Source organism: Polaribacter sp. P097, assembly GCF_036864555.1.
GTDB lineage: Bacteria > Bacteroidota > Bacteroidia > Flavobacteriales > Flavobacteriaceae > Polaribacter.
Genome location: NZ_JAZETJ010000003.1, coordinates 189440 through 209074 on the forward strand (window position 1 = coordinate 189440; position 19635 = coordinate 209074).

Annotated in this window: 19 protein-coding genes; 8 read left to right on the plus strand and 11 right to left on the minus strand. The window is 29.4% G+C overall.

The annotated features are described in order from the left end of the window. Positions 1-8 precede the first annotated feature (8 nt). Positions 9-1028: a transporter gene (locus V7R38_RS12525; protein WP_334058935.1), complete on the minus strand. Its 1020-nt coding sequence runs from the start codon at positions 1026-1028 to the stop codon at positions 9-11. A gap of 163 nt (positions 1029-1191) precedes the next feature. Here V7R38_RS12525 and V7R38_RS12530 point away from each other — a divergent pair, with 163 nt between their 5' ends. The 7 genes from V7R38_RS12530 to V7R38_RS12560 are packed head-to-tail and all read left to right on the plus strand — an operon-like array spanning position 1192 to position 9500. Further along, the gene (locus V7R38_RS12530) at positions 1192-1446 is read left to right on the plus strand and encodes a DUF4834 family protein (protein WP_015480769.1); all 255 of its coding nucleotides are present in this window, start codon (positions 1192-1194) and stop codon (positions 1444-1446) included. 45 nt (positions 1447-1491) lie between these two features. After that, positions 1492-3924, plus strand: coding sequence for a YfhO family protein (locus V7R38_RS12535; RefSeq protein WP_438825605.1), 2433 nt, complete (start codon positions 1492-1494; stop codon positions 3922-3924). Next, entirely contained in the window at positions 3914-4432 is a 519-nt protein-coding gene (locus V7R38_RS12540; RefSeq protein WP_015480767.1) for a methyltransferase, read from the plus strand. The genes V7R38_RS12535 and V7R38_RS12540 overlap by 11 nt, the downstream gene beginning before the upstream one ends. Beyond that, positions 4433-5524, plus strand: coding sequence for a non-hydrolyzing UDP-N-acetylglucosamine 2-epimerase (wecB, locus tag V7R38_RS12545; RefSeq protein ID WP_334058939.1), 1092 nt, complete (start codon positions 4433-4435; stop codon positions 5522-5524). 1 nt (position 5525) lies between these two features. Continuing rightward, positions 5526-6737, plus strand: a complete 1212-nt coding sequence (locus V7R38_RS12550; protein ID WP_334058941.1) for a glycosyltransferase — start codon at positions 5526-5528, stop codon at positions 6735-6737. A 6-nt stretch (positions 6738-6743) separates the two neighbouring features. Then, positions 6744-8003, plus strand: a complete 1260-nt coding sequence (locus V7R38_RS12555) for a glycosyltransferase family 4 protein (RefSeq protein WP_334058943.1) — start codon at positions 6744-6746, stop codon at positions 8001-8003. After that, positions 8004-9500 (plus strand): lipopolysaccharide biosynthesis protein, encoded by a 1497-nt coding sequence (locus V7R38_RS12560; protein ID WP_334058945.1) that lies wholly within the window; start codon positions 8004-8006, stop codon positions 9498-9500. It begins immediately after the preceding gene. Here the strand turns inward: V7R38_RS12560 and V7R38_RS12565 are convergent. From V7R38_RS12565 to V7R38_RS12610, 10 genes are all read right to left on the minus strand, one after another. Next, entirely contained in the window at positions 9481-9786 is a 306-nt protein-coding gene (locus V7R38_RS12565; protein ID WP_334058947.1) for a DUF6122 family protein, read from the minus strand. The two genes, V7R38_RS12560 and V7R38_RS12565, sit on opposite strands and share 20 nt — an antisense overlap. Positions 9787-9907: 121 nt before the next feature. Next, on the minus strand, positions 9908-10483 hold the full coding sequence (locus V7R38_RS12570; RefSeq protein WP_334058949.1) for a Crp/Fnr family transcriptional regulator: 576 nt from the start codon (positions 10481-10483) through the stop codon (positions 9908-9910). 44 nt (positions 10484-10527) lie between these two features. Beyond that, positions 10528-11124, minus strand: a complete 597-nt coding sequence (locus V7R38_RS12575) for a WbqC family protein (RefSeq protein ID WP_334058951.1) — start codon at positions 11122-11124, stop codon at positions 10528-10530. A 36-nt stretch (positions 11125-11160) separates the two neighbouring features. Then, positions 11161-12861: a signal peptidase I gene (lepB, locus tag V7R38_RS12580; RefSeq protein ID WP_334058953.1), complete on the minus strand. Its 1701-nt coding sequence runs from the start codon at positions 12859-12861 to the stop codon at positions 11161-11163. Between the two features lie 81 nt (positions 12862-12942). Then, positions 12943-13644 carry a 4-hydroxy-tetrahydrodipicolinate reductase gene (dapB, locus tag V7R38_RS12585; RefSeq protein WP_334058955.1) on the minus strand — a complete coding sequence of 234 codons (702 nt, stop codon included), beginning with the start codon at positions 13642-13644 and terminating at the stop codon, positions 12943-12945. Continuing rightward, positions 13645-14244, minus strand: coding sequence for a DUF5683 domain-containing protein (locus tag V7R38_RS12590; protein WP_334058957.1), 600 nt, complete (start codon positions 14242-14244; stop codon positions 13645-13647). It lies immediately after the preceding gene. Continuing rightward, positions 14245-15129 (minus strand): ParB/RepB/Spo0J family partition protein, encoded by an 885-nt coding sequence (locus V7R38_RS12595; RefSeq protein ID WP_015480756.1) that lies wholly within the window; start codon positions 15127-15129, stop codon positions 14245-14247. A 1-nt stretch (position 15130) separates the two neighbouring features. After that, a complete protein-coding gene (locus tag V7R38_RS12600) occupies positions 15131-15895 on the minus strand; it encodes a ParA family protein (protein ID WP_334058960.1) in 765 nt (254 codons plus the stop codon). A gap of 177 nt (positions 15896-16072) precedes the next feature. Further along, positions 16073-17536 (minus strand): aminoacyl-histidine dipeptidase, encoded by a 1464-nt coding sequence (locus V7R38_RS12605; RefSeq protein ID WP_334058962.1) that lies wholly within the window; start codon positions 17534-17536, stop codon positions 16073-16075. 83 nt (positions 17537-17619) lie between these two features. After that, the gene (locus V7R38_RS12610) at positions 17620-18252 is read right to left on the minus strand and encodes an NAD(P)H-dependent oxidoreductase (RefSeq protein ID WP_334058964.1); all 633 of its coding nucleotides are present in this window, start codon (positions 18250-18252) and stop codon (positions 17620-17622) included. Between the two features lie 110 nt (positions 18253-18362). On the opposite strand from V7R38_RS12610, the gene V7R38_RS12615 reads away from it, so the two are divergent. Beyond that, positions 18363-19634: a DUF2851 family protein gene (locus V7R38_RS12615; RefSeq protein WP_334058966.1), complete on the plus strand. Its 1272-nt coding sequence runs from the start codon at positions 18363-18365 to the stop codon at positions 19632-19634. Position 19635 lies beyond the last annotated feature (1 nt).

Genomic DNA, 19635 nt, shown 5'->3' on the forward strand with positions numbered 1-19635 from the left:
TACTTTTATTAGTTTCTCTTTCTTTTTACTCTTTTCCTAGTTTTTTTCTTGCTTTTATCTTTGGTAAAAATACTAAAAAGCCTATTAAAAAAGCCATTCTTTCTTTTGTTATACTCAGAAATTGGTGAGTCTTTTATTTCCTTACCATTTTCATCTAACTCCTTAAAACTATCTTTATGCTTGTCGATTCTATAAGACACTCCAAGTCCTGCAAAAAAGCCTTGAGATTTACCTTCAAACAAAAATCTTCCTGATGCATTTATTTGTAAATTTCTACTGTACAAAAAGGCTAAACCAGTACCTAAATTTGAGTTTGTTTGTTCTTTTTGAAATATTGTTTGATTTTCAAAAAATGTAGACCATCTGTCGCTAATATTAATGGTACCAGTTAAGATGTAAGAAAACTCAGCAAAATCAGTTCCAATTCTGTCATAAAACACATTGGTTATAATATTAAAATCAGAGCTCAAATTATTTTGAAGTAAGATACCTGCTTTAGGAGACATGCTTCCAGTTTTGTAAATATCATTAACCATGTCTGTATTTAGCCCAGCATAAATGGCTACAGAAGGTATTAACCTTTTTTTATCGAAAGCATTTCTTCTTTTCCAACTTCTTACCTCTTTTGTTTTGTCTTCATATTCTTGCTGAAAAAGCAGGTATTTGGCTCCAATTGTAAATCTACCTAAGCCGTTTGTATAATAAGAAGAGGTGAAAATATTTTTGAATGCAATTTCATCTCTTTGATAACTAATTTGAGTATTTAACTCTAGTTTTTCAGACAAGAAACTTGTTCTAAATAATAAATCGATTCCAAATGAGCTTGGAGTAGAAAAAGTTGGTTCTATAGAAGTATTTCTAAAAAATAGGTTTGTTTCAAATTGATAAACTCCTTTTCCAACACTGTAAGGACTTTCTGAAAAACCAGGTTTATTAGAGTTTATAACATTTGTATATTGGCTATAAATTGATGAAAAGCTAACAAGAAATAAGAAAATTAAGAATTTCGATTTTTGATTTCTCATCATCAAAAAAATAGTTTTAAATTTATATGATAAACAAACATAGAACAAAATTGCTATTTTAAAAAGCAATGTATACTTTTTTACAATTGTTAAAGTTTTATAGTTTGTTAACGCAACAATTGTTGTCAAATTGTTATTTTTGATTCTTATTTAAAGCATGTACTAAATGGGTTTATTAAAAACTATCTTTTTTATATTATTATTTTACTATGCTTTTAAGGTAATCGCCAAATTTTTAGCGCCTTTTTTATTAAGTAAAGTTGCAGATACTATGCAGAAAAAGGCCGAGCAACAATTTGGGGGGCAGCAACCTAAAAGTAATATAAGAGAAGGTGAAACGATTATAGATAAAGCACCTAGAAACCAATCACAAAGTAAAAATTCAGTTGGAGAGTATGTAGATTTTGAAGAGATTGAATAGCGCTACTGTTTACATATTTTTTACACATCACATTAAATTTTAAGCTTGAAACCAAAAAAGATTTTACCATACGTTGTTGCAATTGTATTATTTATAGTTGCTTCTCTATTATATTTTCATCCTGTTTTAAAAGGTCAAAAATTATCGCAATCAGACATTACTCAGTTTACGGGTATGGCTAAGGAGATTGTAGATTATAGAGCAGAAAATGATTCTGAACCTTATTGGACAGGAGCTTCTTTTAGTGGAATGCCTGCTTATCAAATTAGTGCTTATTATCCTTATGATTTTGTAAGATCGTTAGATAAACTTTTACGTTTTTTACCAAGACCAGCAGATTATACATTTTTGTATTTTTTGAGCTTTTTTGTTCTAATGCTGGCTCTAAAGGTAAAATGGAGATTGGCAATTCTAGGAGCATTATCCTTTGGCTTTTCAACGTATTTGATAATCATTTTTATTCCTGGTCATAATTCTAAAGCGCATGCAATTGCATATATGCCATTGGTATTAGCAGGTGTTTTACTTGTTTTTAGGCGAAAATTTGTGCTAGGTTTTATTGTTACTGGTTTAGCTATGGCTTTAGAGATTTTTGCAAACCATATACAAATGACCTATTATCTAGGATTCTGTTTGCTAATTTTAGGAATTGTAGAATTAATTCATGCCATTAAAGAAGATAAATTATCAACTTTTATTAAACAGGCTGCAGTTATTATAGCTGCTGTTATTTTAGGTATTGGTGCAAATGCTCCAAGACTTATGGCAATGAAAGAGTATTCCGATTTTAGTACAAGAGGAAAATCTGAATTAACCATAAATGCAGACGGATCTAAAAAGGTAGAAAAACAAGGTTTAGATAAAAACTATATTACACAATACAGCTATGCTAAATTAGAAACTTTCAATTTGTTTATTCCAAGATACATGGGTGGAGGAACAGTAGAAGAGTTGGGAGACGATTCTAATTTTTATCAATTAATTGAAAAAACAGCTGGTAAAAAAGTTGCTAATGACTATTCAAAATCAGTATTAACTTATTGGGGAGATCAACCTATAATAGAAGCTCCAGCTTACATAGGCGCAGTTATTTTCTTTTTGTTTTTCCTTGGAATTTTCTTGGTAAAAGGTAAGCTAAAACAATGGTTAATTGCAGCTACAGTATTTTCTATTTTATTAAGTTGGGGTAGAAATTTCGAAATTTTAACTAATATTTTTATTGATTATGTTCCTCTATATAATAAATTTAGGGCAGTGTCATCCATACAAATAATAGCAGAGTTATGTGTGCCAATTTTAGGAGTTTTAGCATTAAAACAGTTCTTTTCAAAAGAAGTTTCCAATAAAGAAAAAAAGAAAGCTTTAGAGAATGCATTCTTCACCTTTGCAGGTTTAATTGTCTTTGGTTATTTGTTGGCTCAGAGTTTTTCAACTTTTGAAGGATTAAGAGATTCTAATTACAATGAGTTGCCAGGTTTAATTGATGCTGTCATCGCAGATAGAAAATCTATGTTATTGATAGATTCTATTAGATCGATCATATTTGTAATATTAACAGCGGGTATTTTAAGGTTTACTTTGAAAGATAAATTGAAAAAACAATATGCAATAATTGCATTAGTTGTATTTATGTTGGTTGATTTACTTTCTGTAGACAAACGATATGTAAATGAATCTGATTTTAAGTCTTCTAGAAAGATAGAAAAACCATTTATAGCTACAAATGCAGATAAACAAATACTAAAAGATACATCTCATTATAGGGTTGCAAACTTTACTGTAGACCCAATGCAAGATGGTTCAACCTCTTATTTTCATCAATCAATTGGAGGGTATCATGCAGCAAAAATGGGTAGGTATAAAGAATTGTTCGATTACCAAATAGCAAAGAATAATATGCGTGTTTTAAATATGTTAAACACAAAATATTTTATTGTTGCCAATCAAAATAATCAACCACAAGCTCAATTAAATCAAGACGCTTATGGTAATGCTTGGTTTGTAAACAATGTAGTTCTTGTAGATTCTGCAGATCAAGAAATTAGTGCTTTAGATACTTTAAATACAAAAACTACTGCAGTTATAGATCGAAGTAAATTAGCGGAAAGTAATTCGTTTACCTTTGAAAAAGATTCAACAGCAAATATTTTTTTAGAAAGTTATGATGTTACAAAACTGACTTACAATTCAAAAACCCAAAAAGAACAGTTTGCAGTATTTTCAGAAATTTATTACAAAGATGGCTGGAATGCTTATGTTGATGGAGAATTAACACCACATTACAGAGTAAATTACGTTTTAAGAGGAATGATAATTCCTTCAGGTGAGCATCAAATTGTATTTAAGTTCGAACCTAAAGTAATTCAAAAAGGTAGCTTGGTTTCTTTAATTTCTTATGGACTGTTAATTGCAATTACGATTGGTTGGTTATTTTATGATGATCGTAAAAAGAAAAAAACGACTTTTAATGTACAGTAAATTACCAACTAAAAGATATCAGCATACACTAGAATTTCTTCAAAAAGTTTTACCAGCACCAGCTACAATTTTAGATTTAGGAATACGAAATCCTTTTTCTGAAATTATGGAACAAAATGGTTATACTGTGATAAATACAAATGGTGAAGATCTAGATTTATTACCAGAAATTGTAAAAGAGCACAAGGTAGATGCTGTAACTGCTTTTGAGATTTTTGAGCATTTATTGGCTCCTTTTAATGTGTTGAGAGCTATAGAAGCTACTACTTTAATAGCAACAATACCATTAGATTTATGGTTTGCCAAAGCATATAGAAGTAAAACGGATATGTGGGATAGGCATTATCACGAATTTGAAGATTGGCAATTTGATTGGTTGTTAGAAAAATCAGGGTGGTCGATTCAAGAAAAAGAAAAATGGACAAGTCCAATAAGCAAAATAGGATTTAGGCCAATTTTAAGGAAATTTACTCCAAGATATTATGCAGTTCATGCAATAAGAAATTAGATGACAAAAAAAATATTGATTGTAGTTGGTACTAGACCCAACTTTGTAAAAATTACACAGTTTAAAAAAGTAGCAAAGAACTTTCCTGGTTTAGAAGTAAAAATTGCACATACTGGTCAGCATTATGATGAAAAAATGTCAGCTGTCTTTTTAAAGCAATTTAATATTGAAATTGATTATTTTTTAGGAGTTTCAGCTACATCTGCCAATAGCTTAATTGGTGAAATTATTATTGCTTTAGAAAATGTGATTCAATCTTATGAGCCAGATATTTTACTATGTGTAGGTGATGTAAATTCTACTTTGGCTGCTGCAATATCAGCCAATAAACTAGGAGTAAAATTAGGTCATTTAGAAAGTGGTTTACGAAGCTTAGATAGGCAAATGCCAGAAGAAGTAAACCGAATTTTGACAGATGAAATCTCGGATATTTGTTTTGTTACCGAAAAAAGCGGAATAGAAAATCTTAAACAAATTGGTAAAGCTGAAAATCAAATTGCCTTTGTAGGCAATACAATGATAGATACTTTGGTTCATTTTAATAATGAAATTGAAGCATCTTCAATATTAGAAGAAATAGCTTTGAAAAAGGGTAAGTATATTTTAGTTACCATGCATAGGCCAAGAAATGTAGATACAAAAGAAGCTTTATTAAAAATTATAGATTTATTTAAGAATATTACTAACAAGCATTTGGTGGTTTTTTCCATGCACCCTAGAACTAAGAATAGCTTTGAAAAGTTCAATTTCATAGGTGAATTAGAAAGTATCAATCAATTAAAAATAATTGAACCTCAAAATTATTTTGCTTTTCAAAAATTAATTAAATATTCATTTTGTGTAATTACAGATAGTGGAGGTATTCAAGAAGAAACAACATTCCTTAAAATACCTTGCATTACTCTAAGAGAAAATACAGAAAGACCATCTACTTTAGAGGAAGGTACCAATGTTTTAATGCCTTTTAATACTCAAAAAATTGCAGAGACTATTTTAGCCATTACCAATGGTAATTTCAAAAATGGCGAGGTTCCAAAATTTTGGGATGGTAATGCTACAAAACGTGTTTTAGAAACCATACAGAATTTATAAAATGAAGTATATCTGCATGATTGTTGATGGTGCTTATCCTAATGATATTAGAGTAAGAAAAGAGGCAGAATCTTTAGCTGAAAATGGTAAAAATGTATTGGTTGTTTGTCCTAGAAAAAAGGATGATGTGCAATCTGAAATTATAAATGATGTTACTGTTTTTAGAATTGGAAGTAATTATACCAATTCAAAAAAAGGCATTTATGATATTATTGAAAGTGTAACCAATATCAATCCACTTTTTTATAAAGGATTAAAATTGGCTTTTCAAAAATATCAGATAGCGTATTTACATGTGCATGATCTACCCTTAGCAGGTACAGGTTTTATGTTTAAGAATAATGTAAAGCATATTTATTTAGATTTACATGAAAATTACCCAGAAGCTTTAAAAACTTGGTTTTTGTGGAAACAAAGTAAATTAATCCAGTTCAAAAATAGGCTATTCATGAACCCTAAATTATGGTCTAAGAAAGAAGAAAAGTACTGTAAAAAATATGATAAGGTTATTTGTGTAGTTGAAGAAATGAAGACCAAATTAATTGCAAATTTCGGAATTGATGAACGCAAATTAGTGGTGGTTTCTAATCATGAGAAAAAAGAATTTGCTGATAATTTTAAGCATGCTGTAGCTCAAAAGATTATTACAGATAAAGAGTTTTCTATAACCTATGTTGGCGGATTTGGGCCTCATAGAGGTTTGCAAACAGCCATAGAAGCAATGCCAAACATTCTTAAAAATATTCCTGAAGCGAAGCTGTTTTTAATTGGAAAAGGCAGTGCAGATGTAGAGCATACTTTAAAGCAATTGGTTGTAGAGCACAATCTTCAGAATTCAGTTGTTTTTGTTGGATACAGGCCTTTTGATGAAGTTTCAATCATTATGCAAAAAACCAATATCAACATTATTCCTCATTTAGCAAACGAACATACAGATAATACAATTCCACATAAATTATTTCAAATTATGATGAGTAAAAGCTTACTTTTAGTAAGTTCTTGCAAACCCTTACAAAGAGTTGTAAATAAATACGATGCAGGCATTGTTTTTAAAGCAAATGATAGCAATGATTTTGCTAAAAAAGTTGTGGATATTTATCAGAATTATAGTAAATATCAATTAAAAACAGAAAATGCATTTAATGCAGTAATGCAAAAAAATGAAAATTGGGAAGCAGAAAGTATTAAATTATTAAGTTTATACACAGATTAAATCTTATTGAAAGTATTAATTATAACATATTATTGGCCTCCTGCAGGTGGTTCTGGCGTTCAACGTTGGTTAAAATTTGTAAAGTATTTGCAAAATTTTGATATTGAACCTGTAATTTATACAGCAGAAAACGCGAATTATCCGAAAGCAGATGCTTCTTTAGAAAAACAAATTCCTAAAAATATTACCATTCTAAAACAACCAATTTGGGAACCTACTGATGTTTTATTTTGGAAAAATAAGCAAGAACAAAAAAAGGATATTTCCAATAGTACTAATAATGGGTTGTTAGCATTTATAAGAGGGAATTTTTTTATTCCAGATCCTAAAATATTTTGGGTAAAATCTTCTGTTAAGTATTTAAATAAGTACCTAGAGAACCATAAAGTTGATGCAATAATTTCTACGGGTCCTCCTCATAGCATGCACCTTATTGCTAAACATCTGCAAAAGTTACACAAACTAAAATGGATTGCAGATTTTAGAGATCCATGGACAAATTTGTATTACAATAAAGAATTTAATCAACTTTCCTTTGCCAAAAAGAAACATTTAATATTAGAAAAAAGTGTTTTACAAAATGCAGATTGTGTAATTACGGTTAGTAATTCTTTAAAAAAGGAATTTGAATTTAATTCAAAAAGAGTAGAAGTAATTACAAATGGTTTTGATGATGAAGTTCTTCTGAATACTGAGGTTACCTTAGATTCCAAATTTTCGATTTCTTATATTGGTTTGCTACCTAAGCAGAGTAATCCTAAAATATTATTCGAAGTATTAAAAGAAATTAGTTTAGAAAAAGCGAATTTTAAGAATGATTTAGAATTGAATTTCATTGGTGATATTTCTAATGAAGTTTTAAAAGAAATAGAGCGAAATCAGTTAAAAGAGAATGCAAATTTTATTGGTTACGTATCTCATGAAAAGGCAATTCAATATCAAAAAAAATCACAAGTTTTATTATTATTGATTCCGAATGTAGAAAATGCAGATGGTATTTTAACAGGAAAACTTTTTGAATATTTAACTGCAAAAAGACCTATTTTAGCACTTGGGCCAAAAAATGGTGATTTGTCTGTAATTTTAGAAAATACCAAGGCTGGTGAGGTTTTTAACTATGAAGATAAACTATCTCTTAAGAATAAAATTTTAGCTCTCTATCATGATTATTTAAATGATGATTTAAAGGTAGGTTCTAAAAATATTGATCAATTTCATAGAAAACAGCTCACGGAGCAACTAGCAAAAATTATAAAATCTCTTTAAATGGGAATTGTATTAAAGCAATCTTTTAAAAATACCTTATTTATTTACCTTGGCTTTGTCTTTGGTGGAATAAATACCTTGTTTTTATACACTCGCTTTTTAGAAGATGAATACTATGGGTTAGTTACTTTTTTGCTATCATCATCAAACTTATTAATGCCTTTGATTGCATTAGGTATACATCATACAATCGTCAAATTTTTCTCTAGTTATTATACAAAAGTTGAAAAGGATAAGTTTTTATCTGCAATTTTATTTTTACCATTATTGGTGGCTTTACCTATGGGGTTTTTAGGTAATGCGTTTTATGAACAGATTAGCAATTACTTGTCAGAAGAAAATCCGATTATAAAAAATTATACGTTCGTAATCTACCTTATTGCTTTTACTTGTGCTTATTTCGAAGTTTTTTATGCTTGGGCTAAAGTGCAATTTCAATCTGTATTTGGTAATATTTTAAAAGAATTATGGAATAGGGTAGTGGTAATGATTTTGCTTTTTGCTGTTTATTTTGAGTTCATCTCTAAAGCTGAATTCATTTATTACTTAACAGCTGCATACTTTCTAAGAATGTTTATAATGATGTTTTATGCATTTCGTTTGTACTTTCCAAAGTTTACATTTTCAAGACCAGAGAACTTTAATGAAATCATGCGTTATTCTATTTATATTATTCTTGCAGGTAGTGCAGGTGCTATCATTTTAGATATCGATAAATTTATGATTCCAGGTAAAGAGTCTTTAGAAAAAGCCGCCTATTATTCTGTTGCTGTTTTTATAGGTTCGTTTATAGAAGCACCAAGTAGAGCAATGTTAAATATTTTACAGCCTTTAACATCAAAAACTTTGAATGAAGAAAATCATGCTGAGGTTGCTTCACTTTACAAGAAAAGCTCTATAAATTTACTTTTAATAAGTGGTTTCTTTTTTGTGATAATCAATACAAATGTTCAGCAGTTATTTAATTTATTACCTCAAGAATATGCAGGTGGTGTACTAGTTGTATTTATGATTTCTTTACTTAAAATGTATAATGGATTTTTAGGTAATAATGGTGCTATTATTAATAATTCGAAGTACTACAAAGTAACTTTACCTTTTAGTGTAGGAATGGCTTTATCTGTTTACTTTTTAAATAAATTATTTTATTATGATTTAGAGATGGGTACAGATGGTTTAGCTTTAGCAACATTAATTGTAATTTTCACAGCAAATACAGGTAAGATATTGTTTGTGAAAAGTAAGTTTTCTATGACTCCATTTACCAATAAATCTTTCATTATGATTTTAATTATTGCAATGATGTATTTGGTATTCAATTTTTGGGATTTTAATGTGCCTGTTGTTGAGTTATTTGGTTTTCCCATTCATCCAATAATCAATATTGCACTTAAAAGTCTTTTAATTACGCTAATTTACTTTTTTATCATTATTAAATTCAATATCTCTAATGATATTACAAGGTTGTACAATCGTTTTACAAATAGCAATCAATAAGATCTGTAAGCATATGGAATAGCAAAGCTATTGCCAAAATTCTCGTTTTTTTAAAAAATAGCCCTACAAAATAAATAGCCATGGCATAATAAGTATGCAAAGGATGGAAATTTATGCTACATCTGTCTTCTGCAAATATTGGGTTTGCTAACAAATGATCTAAATCTACTAGCATAGAAGCAAAAAAAATAAAATAAACAGTTTTCCATTTCTTTTTAAAGAAGATGTAAGCTATAGCCAAAGGAAATAAGAAATGTAAAGAGTAATGAATTATAAATTTTACCATAAAAAAAAGGTTTATTAAAAATAAACCTTTTTTCAAAAATAATATTGGGGGACATTAATTATTATCTATTTCAAATTTAATAAATAATATCCCAGTTTATATAAACATATGTTAAGAAGCGCTATTTAGAGTATATTTCCTTTCTAATTCTGCTTAATTGCACAGGTGTAATATTTAAGTAAGATGCAATTTGATATTGAGGAATAAGATTTTCTATATTAGGAATTTCTTTTTTCATATCTAAATATCTCTCTGTAGCATTAAGTACAGCTAAATCATAAATTTTAGATTCTAGCTTTACATATATATTTTTTAAGACCTTATTATACAAGTTTGTTAAATGGATATCGTCTTTTGCAAAATCCTCAAATTTTTGAAAATCAAACTTATATACTTCACATTCAGTCAAACAGTCATACGTTAAATTACATGGTGTTTTCTCTATCAATGAACGTATACAACCAGTAGTAGAACCTGGTGTAAAAATTGTTCTAATGTATTTCCTGTTATTTTTGTCAGAGTAAAAAGAGCTAACTAATCCTTTTTTTAATAGGTAAAAATTTTTGGTAAACTTATTTACTTCTGCAAGTAAATAACCTTTTTCATAAGTTTCAATAGAGGCAATACTTATTAATTTGTCTAAACTCTCTTCTGGTATTGGGTGAATTCTAAGAAAAGCATTTTTAAGATATTCCATACTATTTTAAGCTTTCTTAAAGGTAATAAAAAAATGAATAGCAATTACAAATAACTAATTGCGTTCGGGCCTTCCATAAAAATTAGGTCTAATATTGATAAGTTTGGCAGAAACCCATGCTTGTCATCAAACATTTGTATGTAAGGCTCAATTGTTTTATTAGATTGATGTTTTCTATCAGCAAGAATTCTAAAATCCTTAGCAACACTATCTGTTTGATATGATTTGGTCTTCTTAAAAGTTTGATCTAATTGCAATGTATCTTTCACAAACAAAAAGGTGTCTATATTCACATCTTGTAAATATTTATATTTTTTTTGAAAAATAGGTGCAATATCATCTTCTAGAAAATCAAAAAAAGGTGATGTTCTATAAGCAGATTTTAGTGATTTGAAATGATGGTCTTGCCAAGGAAAATCATTTTCTACAAGAGTATCTTTGGTTTTTTTACGACCTTCTTGGTTGATGTGTTTTACAGGTATGCTTAATAACTGCTTACCATTAGAATTGTAGATATAGCATCTATTTCTATAGCTTTGTTTCTGAAAATTATCCTCCATTTCAAATACTATTTCATCCGATTTAATTATTTCTGAATATTGAGAAATAGGTGAGAAATAGGTAGGAATGAATAACGACATTGGCCAGTAAGTGTTTAAAGGGTTATAGTAATTTTACTATTCAGTCTTTTTCTTTTTTCCTTTATAAAAACTATAACCTATGTATAATGCAATTAAAGCAAAAACTAGGTATCTGTAAGAAACAGGCTCTCCATCTCCATGCACAGTGGTAAACATTCTGTCCCATCTAATAGACTTTAATTTTGCAGCGAAAGAAGGTGCATTTGCATCCCAACTAAACCAAATCATTACTGGTTTTCCTAAAACATGATCAAAAGGTACATAGCCCCAATAACGAGCATCTAAAGAGTTGTGTCTGTTATCTCCTATTAAGTAGTAATAATCTTGTTTAAAAGTGTAGCTAGTAGCTTTTTCTCCATTAATAAAAATATCTTCTCCATTAATAGCTAAATCATTCGATTCGTAATTCTTAATAATCTGCTCATAAAAAGGAATTGTTTCTGAATTTAGTGCTACAGTAGCTCCTTTTTTAGGGATGTATATTGGACCAAAATTATCTTGACTCCAACCTAATTCTTCAACATGAGGAAATATTGCTTTATCTGCACCATGATTTACCTTTTTTACAGATACTGTTAGTGGATAGTTTTTAAGTCTTTCTACTTCTTTAGCTGTCATATTAATGTTGATTTTATTCTCGACATTAATCATTTTTAAGCGCTGTGCAAATTGCGGATTTATACCTCCTGCCACTTCTGTGTATAAAGAATCTTCTCCAATTTTAGATAAACTTCCGTTTTCTTTTATGGCTTTCTGAACTTTGTCATTGTTCCAATATTCAGATAAAATTTTATAAACTCCTGTTCTTTCTTTATCTAATAAAAACTTTGGAAACGTACTTTGACTAATAGGTTCTTTACTTTCGAAAGTGTAGTAAAATTGAAGTTTTGCTCTATAAGGCAGGTCGTTCTTTTTACCATTAATGTAAATATAACCATCTCTCATTTCTAAAGAATCACCAGCTATACCTACAGAACGTTTTACGTAATTTGTCTTTTTATCAAAAGGTTTGTAAGTGAATTTACCTGAAGTATCACCCCACATTGTAGCTAATGAATCTGCAGGCCAATTGAAACAAACAATATCATTATTCTTAATTTTTTGTAAACCTGGTAATCTTGTGTATGGTAATTGGGGTTTATTCAAATAAGATTTAGTACCTGTAAATGGCAGAGAATCATGAACCATAGGTGCAGCAATAACTGTAGATGGTACTCGTGCTCCATAATGAAATTTGCTAACAAATAGATAATCTCCTACCAATAATGATTTCTCTAAAGAAGAAGTTGGTATAGTAAAAGGCTGCATAAAATAAGTATGCACTAAAGTAGCTGCAATAATGGCAAATGTTATAGAGCTTATCCATTCTCCTAATTCAGATCTTGGTTTTATACTTCTTTCTGCGTTATAATTAGCTTCTGCAGTATAGTTGATATAATAAATGTAAAAACCTAATGTAACTATAACAAGCAGAGAATCTAATTTCTTGTAAAAACCAAAAGTTCTTATGGTTTCAATCCAAATTACAGGGAACATTAATAAATTTACAATAGGTATAAATAACAAAATTACCCACCATTTTGGGCGATTAATAATTTGCATTAATACTACAGCATTGTAAACAGGTACTGCTGCTTCCCAAGCCTTTCTACCTGCTTTTACATACAATTTCCAAGTTCCTAAAAAATGAATTAATTGTACAGCTAAGAAAAATAGAAACCATTGTGTAAATGTCATAACGTATATTTTATTTCTTTTAAAAAAGAAAGGACTATTAATGTTTTATAGGGCGCAAAATAATAAAAAAAGTTACAGTATTTAAGAGATGTTTAACACATCTTTCATTGTAAATACTCCGTTTTTACCATGAAGCCATTCTGCAGCAACTACAGCACCTAGAGCAAAACCTTTTCTATTGTGAGCAGTATGTTTTATCTCAATACTATCAACATCGGAATTATACCAAACTGAATGTGTGCCAGGAACTTCTGGAATTCTTTTGGCAACTATTGGAATATTATTTTCTGATGATGCTTTATCTAAGTCCCAGTTTTCTTTAGAGGTGTTTTCTATAATACCTTCTGCCAAAGTAATTGCGGTTCCACTTGGTGCATCTAGCTTTTTGGTGTGATGAATTTCTTCCATAGCAATAGAATAATTTTCTATGTTACTCATCATTTTAGCAAGTTGCTTATTTAATTCAAAGAAAATATTTACACCAACACTAAAATTAGAAGCATATATAAAAGCACCATTATTTTCCTTACAAACTGTAAGAGCTTCATCATATTTATCTAACCATCCTGTTGTGCCAGAAACCACAGGAACTCCGTTTTTAAAACAATTTGTAATATTTTCAAATGCAGAAGTTGGTACACTAAAATCAATAGCAACATCAGCTTCAGTAATATCTATTTCTGTATTTGCTTCTTTACGAATTACTATTTCATGCCCTCTAGAAATTGCAATTTTCTCAATTTCTTTTCCCATTCTTCCATAGCCTAATAGTGCAATCTTCATTTAAAAGTTATATTTAATAGTTAAACCAACTGTGGGTGCATCAAAAGAAATTGGATCTTGAATTAATGTTGGTTTAAAAGTTAGATTATCATCAGTGTTAAATTGCATTAAATGTGCATTAACACTTGCTTCTACAATTTGTAATATGTAAATAACGATACCTGATAATAAAGAAAAATCTCTATTTTCACTAAGTTGTTCTTGTGCTGTTTCTAGAGTTTCTGTAGATACTGTTTCTACGCCATCTATAGTAAACTCGTCTGTTAAACCATTTTGCCTTAATCTGTATGCAGTTCTAAATCTTCTATAATCCCTATTGTTAATTTGATAATAATATACAGGTATAGCCATGGCTCCCCAAACAATGGGTGCTTTCCAGTATTTCTTGTTATAAATTTGACCTAAACCAGGAAAAATAGCAGAGTAAAAAGCTGCTTTAGAGGGTGCTAAAGGATCGTAAATGCCTTGAGAAGTGTTAATGTTACCTTTAATTTTTAAATCTTGAATTTTTGTTACATCTGTAATTGAATCTTTCTGTGAATACAAACTCACAGAAAAAAATACAATAGCAAAAAAAAGTATCGATTTTTTGGGAAACACTTACTCTAGTAATTTTTTAATTCTATTAAAATCTTCTTCTGAATGAAAGGGAATTGTAATTTTTCCTTTACCATTAGAACCTACACTAATATCAATCTTATGACCAAAAAAATCATTAAACGTTTGTTTATTATTCTTTACAAAAGCAGGTATAGTCTTCTTTTTAGGTTTGGTAACTTTACCTGTTTTTAAACTTTTAACGAGTTCTTCTGTTTGTCTAACAGATAATTTTTCGCGTAGAATTTTTTCATAAATGGCTAATTGATCTTCTGTATTATCTACATTAATCATTGCACGTCCATGACCCATTGATATAAAACCATCTCTCATACCCGTTTGTAAAATTGGGTCTAATTTTAATAGTCTTAAATAATTAGTTACTGTAGAACGTTTTTTACCAACTCTTGTGCTTAGTTCTTCTTGTGTCAATTGAATTTCATCAATTAATCTTTGGTAAGAAAGCGCTACTTCAATAGGATCTAAGTTCTTACGCTGAATATTTTCTACCAATGCCATTTCTAGCATTTCTTGGTCGTTTGCAATTCTAATGTAAGCAGGTACTGTTTTGTTACCTATTAATTTTGAGGCTCTAAATCTTCGTTCTCCAGAAACGAGTTGAAATTTATTGCCTTCTAACTTTCTTACTGTAATTGGTTGTATTACACCCAGCTCTTTAATTGAACTTGCAAGTTCTCTTAAGGCTTCTTCATCAAAATAAGTTCTTGGTTGATATGGGTTTACTTCAATAGCACTTAATTCTATTTCAATAATATTACCCACTAATTTATCTGCATTTTTGTCTGAGGCAGAATTTATATTAGGGCTTTCTTGTAACAAAGCAGATAATCCTCTTCCTAAAGCCTGTTTCTTGGTTGCTTTTGCCATGTTATGAATTCTTTTTTAATAATTCTTGTGCTAAATTTAAGTAATTTACAGCACCTTTACTAGTTGCATCATAAGCAATGATACTTTCACCATAACTTGGTGCTTCTCCTAAACGTGTATTTCTTCTAATAATTGTATTGAAAACCATACTAGAAAAATGTTTTCTAACTTCATCTACAACTTGGTTAGATAAACGCAAACGCGAATCGAACATGGTTAAAAGTAAACCTTCTATATCTAAATCTGCATTATGTATTTTTTGAACACTTTTAATTGTATTCAGTAATTTACCCAAACCTTCTAATGCAAAGTATTCACATTGAATAGGTATAATAACAGAATCTGCAGCAACTAAAGAATTTAAAGTGATTAAGCCCAAAGAAGGTGCACAATCAATTATGATATAATCATACTCATTTTTAAGTGCTTCAATAGACTTTTTGAGCATGTATTCTCTTTCTTGCTTGTCTACCAATTCAATTTCTATAGCTACTAAATCTATATGCGCAGGAATAATATCTACGTTAGGTGAACTTGTACTTACAATAGCGTCTTTTGCAGAAATTGTATGTTCTAAAACTTGATACGTTCCATGCTCAACAGCTTCTACATCTATACCTAAACCAGAAGATGCATTTGCTTGAGGGTCAGCATCTATCAGTAAAACTTTTTTTTCTAAAACACCTAAAGAAGCTGCCAAGTTTACGCTTGTAGTAGTTTTACCTACACCTCCTTTTTGATTTGCAATAGCTATAATTTTTCCCATGAAAAGTGGTTATGACTGAAGAGTAAAATTACATTTTTTTCTGTTTAAATTAAATGAAAGATGTTAACAAAACTATAAAAGACTAGTTCTTTGTGAATTAGTTTGTTAAACCTCTTTTTCTAAAGTTTTTAAACAATTTATTGTCTAAACCTAATTTTAGCACTGTACCATTTTAAATTAGCTTTTTTTAGGTATGTTTTTTAAAACTTCTATTAACAATTTCCAAAACTTTAGTGTTGATGAAATTTGTGCTCTTTCATCTGGAGAATGAGCTCCTTTTATATTTGGCCCAAAAGAAATCATTTCCATTTCTGGATAATTTTTACCTAAAATTCCGCATTCTAAACCTGCATGACAGGCAGCTACGTTTGGTTGTTCATTAAATAGGTTTTTATATGTACTCTCAACCACTTTTAAAATTGATGATTTCATGTTTGGTAACCAACCAGGATATGAACCTGAAAAATCTACTGTAAAACCTGCAAGTTCAAAGGCAGATCTTACAGCGTTGGCTAAATCCCATTTATTACTTTCTGAAGATGATCTTGTTAGGCATAAAATTTTAATTGCGCCATTTTCGACTGTAATTTTAGCGACATTATTAGAAGTTTCCACTAATCCTTCAACATCTGGACTCATTCTATATACTCCATTTAAAGTAGTATAAGTTGCTTTAACCAAATTGCTTTGAGAAAGAACATCCATAATATTCTCTGGCATTTCAGTTTCTGAAATATCTATGCTCAAGTTTTCTTCTAACGATGCAAACTCATTTTTAATTTTAGCAATCAATTCTTTACTTTCTTCTAAAAATGATTTTTCTGATGCTTTGTCAATTACTATAGTTGCAAAACTTTCTCTAGGAATTGCATTACGCAAGCTACCCCCATTTAATTTAGCAATTCGTAATCCATATTTTTCATACCCGTCAAAAAATAATCGATTCATTATTTTATTGGCATTACCTAAGCCTTTAATAATATCCATGCCTGAATGACCACCATTTAAGCCAGTTACTGCAATTTTAAATGCTTTAGTATTTTCTGGTATTGGCTCTAAAGTATAATTACCAGTTGCTGTAACATCTACACCACCTGCACAACCAATACCAATTTCATCATCTTCTTCAGTATCTAAATTCAATAAAATTTCACCTTTTAAAACATTGGCCTCTAAACCCATTGCACCTGTCATCCCAGTTTCTTCATCAATAGTAAAAAGCGCTTCAATTGCAGGATGTGCAATATCAGTAGATGATAAAACAGCCATAATTGCTGCAACTCCTAAACCATTATCTGCACCTAAAGTGGTTCCTTCTGCTTTTACCCAATCACCATCAACAAACATTTTAATACCTTCTTTTTCAAAGTCAAAATTAGTGTCTGCATTTTTTTGATGTACCATGTCTACATGACCTTGCATTACAATAGCTTTTCTATCTTCCATGCCAGAAGTAGCTGGTTTTTTAATAATAATATTACCAACTTTATCTACAGAGGTTTCAAGTTGTAAACTTTTACCAAAATCTACCATAAACTGTATTACTCGTTCCTCTTTTTTAGAAGGTCTTGGTACTGCATTTAAATCTGCAAAGTGATTCCATACTATTTCTGGTGCTATATTTCTGATATCTTGGCTCATAAAGATGTTTCTGTTTTTAGACCTCAAAAATACGCTTTTTACGGGCCAAAAAAAAGCCTTCTATATAAAGAAGGCTAGCTATTTTAGTTAAATTCTATGACAACATCATCAGTATTCTTTCTTACCTTTTTAAGGTCTTTCATATAATCATCATCTGCTCTAAAACCAACTGGTAACACTAAGGTTGATTTTAAGTTTTTTTCATGTAAACCTAAAACTTCATCATATTTTTCGGGTATAAAACCTTCCATTGGGCAAGCATCAATTTTTTCTAAAGCACAAACTGTAAGTAAATTACCTAAGGCTAAATAAGCTTGGTTTTTGTTCCAGCTTAATAATTCTTCTTGCGACTTTTTATCAATCTCTGCTGTTAAGAATTCTTTAAATGGTTTTATAATTTCAATAGGTGTATTTCTAATTTCTTGAACCAAATTAAAATAGGCTTCAACCTCATTTTTTGAAAAATTTGTAGGAATACAAATTACCAATAGGTGAGAGGCTTCTAAAACTTGTGGTTGATTCCATGAATGCGCAACCAATTCTTTTTGAATTTCTTTATTTTTTATGACCAAAAGCTTTAAAGGCTGCAAGCCATAGGAGGTAGCTGTTAGGTTAAAAGCTTCTTTAAGAAGATTTATTTGCTTTTGGCTAAGAAATTTTTTGTTATTAAATTTCTTAACAGCATATCTCCAATTTAAACTTTCTATTGTGTTCATCTTTTTTATTTAGACTGCAAAAATAGTGTATAAAACGCAATACGTTTTGCTATAATCATTACTTAAATTTATGAGCTTATAAATTTTTTGTACATTGAAAATAAAAAGCAATGAAAGAAGAATTCTTGTATTACGTTTGGCAATACAAACTTTTCTCTAACTTTAAATTATACACAGTACAAAATGAATTAATTGATATAAAAAAGGTAGGAACTTTAAACAAAAATGAAGGTCCAGATTTTTTAAATGCTCAATTAATTATTGATGGTCAATTATGGTCTGGTAATGTGGAAATGCATGTAAAAGCTTCAGATTGGTATTTGCATAAACATGAAACAGATGCTAATTATGATGCAGTTATTTTACATGTAGTTTGGGAAAATGATGCGATTATATATACTCAAAATAACGCACCATTAGCTACATTAGTACTTAAAGATTATGTTGCTAATTCAGTATTGAAGAATTATAATAATTTACTTTATACAAACAAGTATTGGATTCCTTGTGAAGGTCAATTGCAAACACTTGATTCTTTTTTAGTAAAAAATTGGCTGGAGCGTTTGTATTTTGAAAGGTTAGAGCAAAAGGCAATTGGAATAGAAGCGTTATTAATTGATCTTAAATTTGATTATGAAGCAGTATTATTTCAATTAATAGCTAAAAACTTTGGTCTTAAAATTAATGGTGAAGCTTTTTTAGATTTGGCAAAATCTGTTCATTTTTCCATAATTCGAAAAGTGGCACATGATAAAAAAAGTCTTACTGCTTTGTTTTTTGGAATGGCAGGATTTTTAACTAAAGATATTGAAAATGAATATTACCAATCTTTAGTAGTAGAATTTAATTATCTAAAACACAAATTTCAATTAACACCTAAGACCAGTAATATTTTCCAATTTTTTAGAATGAGGCCTTCAAATTTTCCAACAATCAGAATTGCACAATTGGCAGCCTTATTTTCTGAACATCAGAATTTATTTTCTAAGCTTATGAATATTGATAAGAAAGAAGATTTTTACAAATTGTTCTCTTTCAATTTAGATGATTTTTGGAAAGTGCATTATACTTTTGAAACTTCATCAAAAAAATCAGCTAAGAAACTAACCAAGTCTTTTATCGATTTAATTTTAATAAATACGGTTGTTCCTTTTCAATTTGTTTATTTAAAAAATAGAGGAGAGGTTAATGAGGAAACTTTTTTAAGTTTAATTCAACAAGTATCGTCGGAGAAGAATAATATCATTTCTAAGTTTTCTGATTTAGGAATAACTGCTAAAAATGCTATGGAAAGTCAGGCATTACTACAGCTTAAAAACAACTATTGCACAGAAAAGCAATGCTTAAACTGTGCAATAGGTAATAATTTGTTAAGAAGTTAAT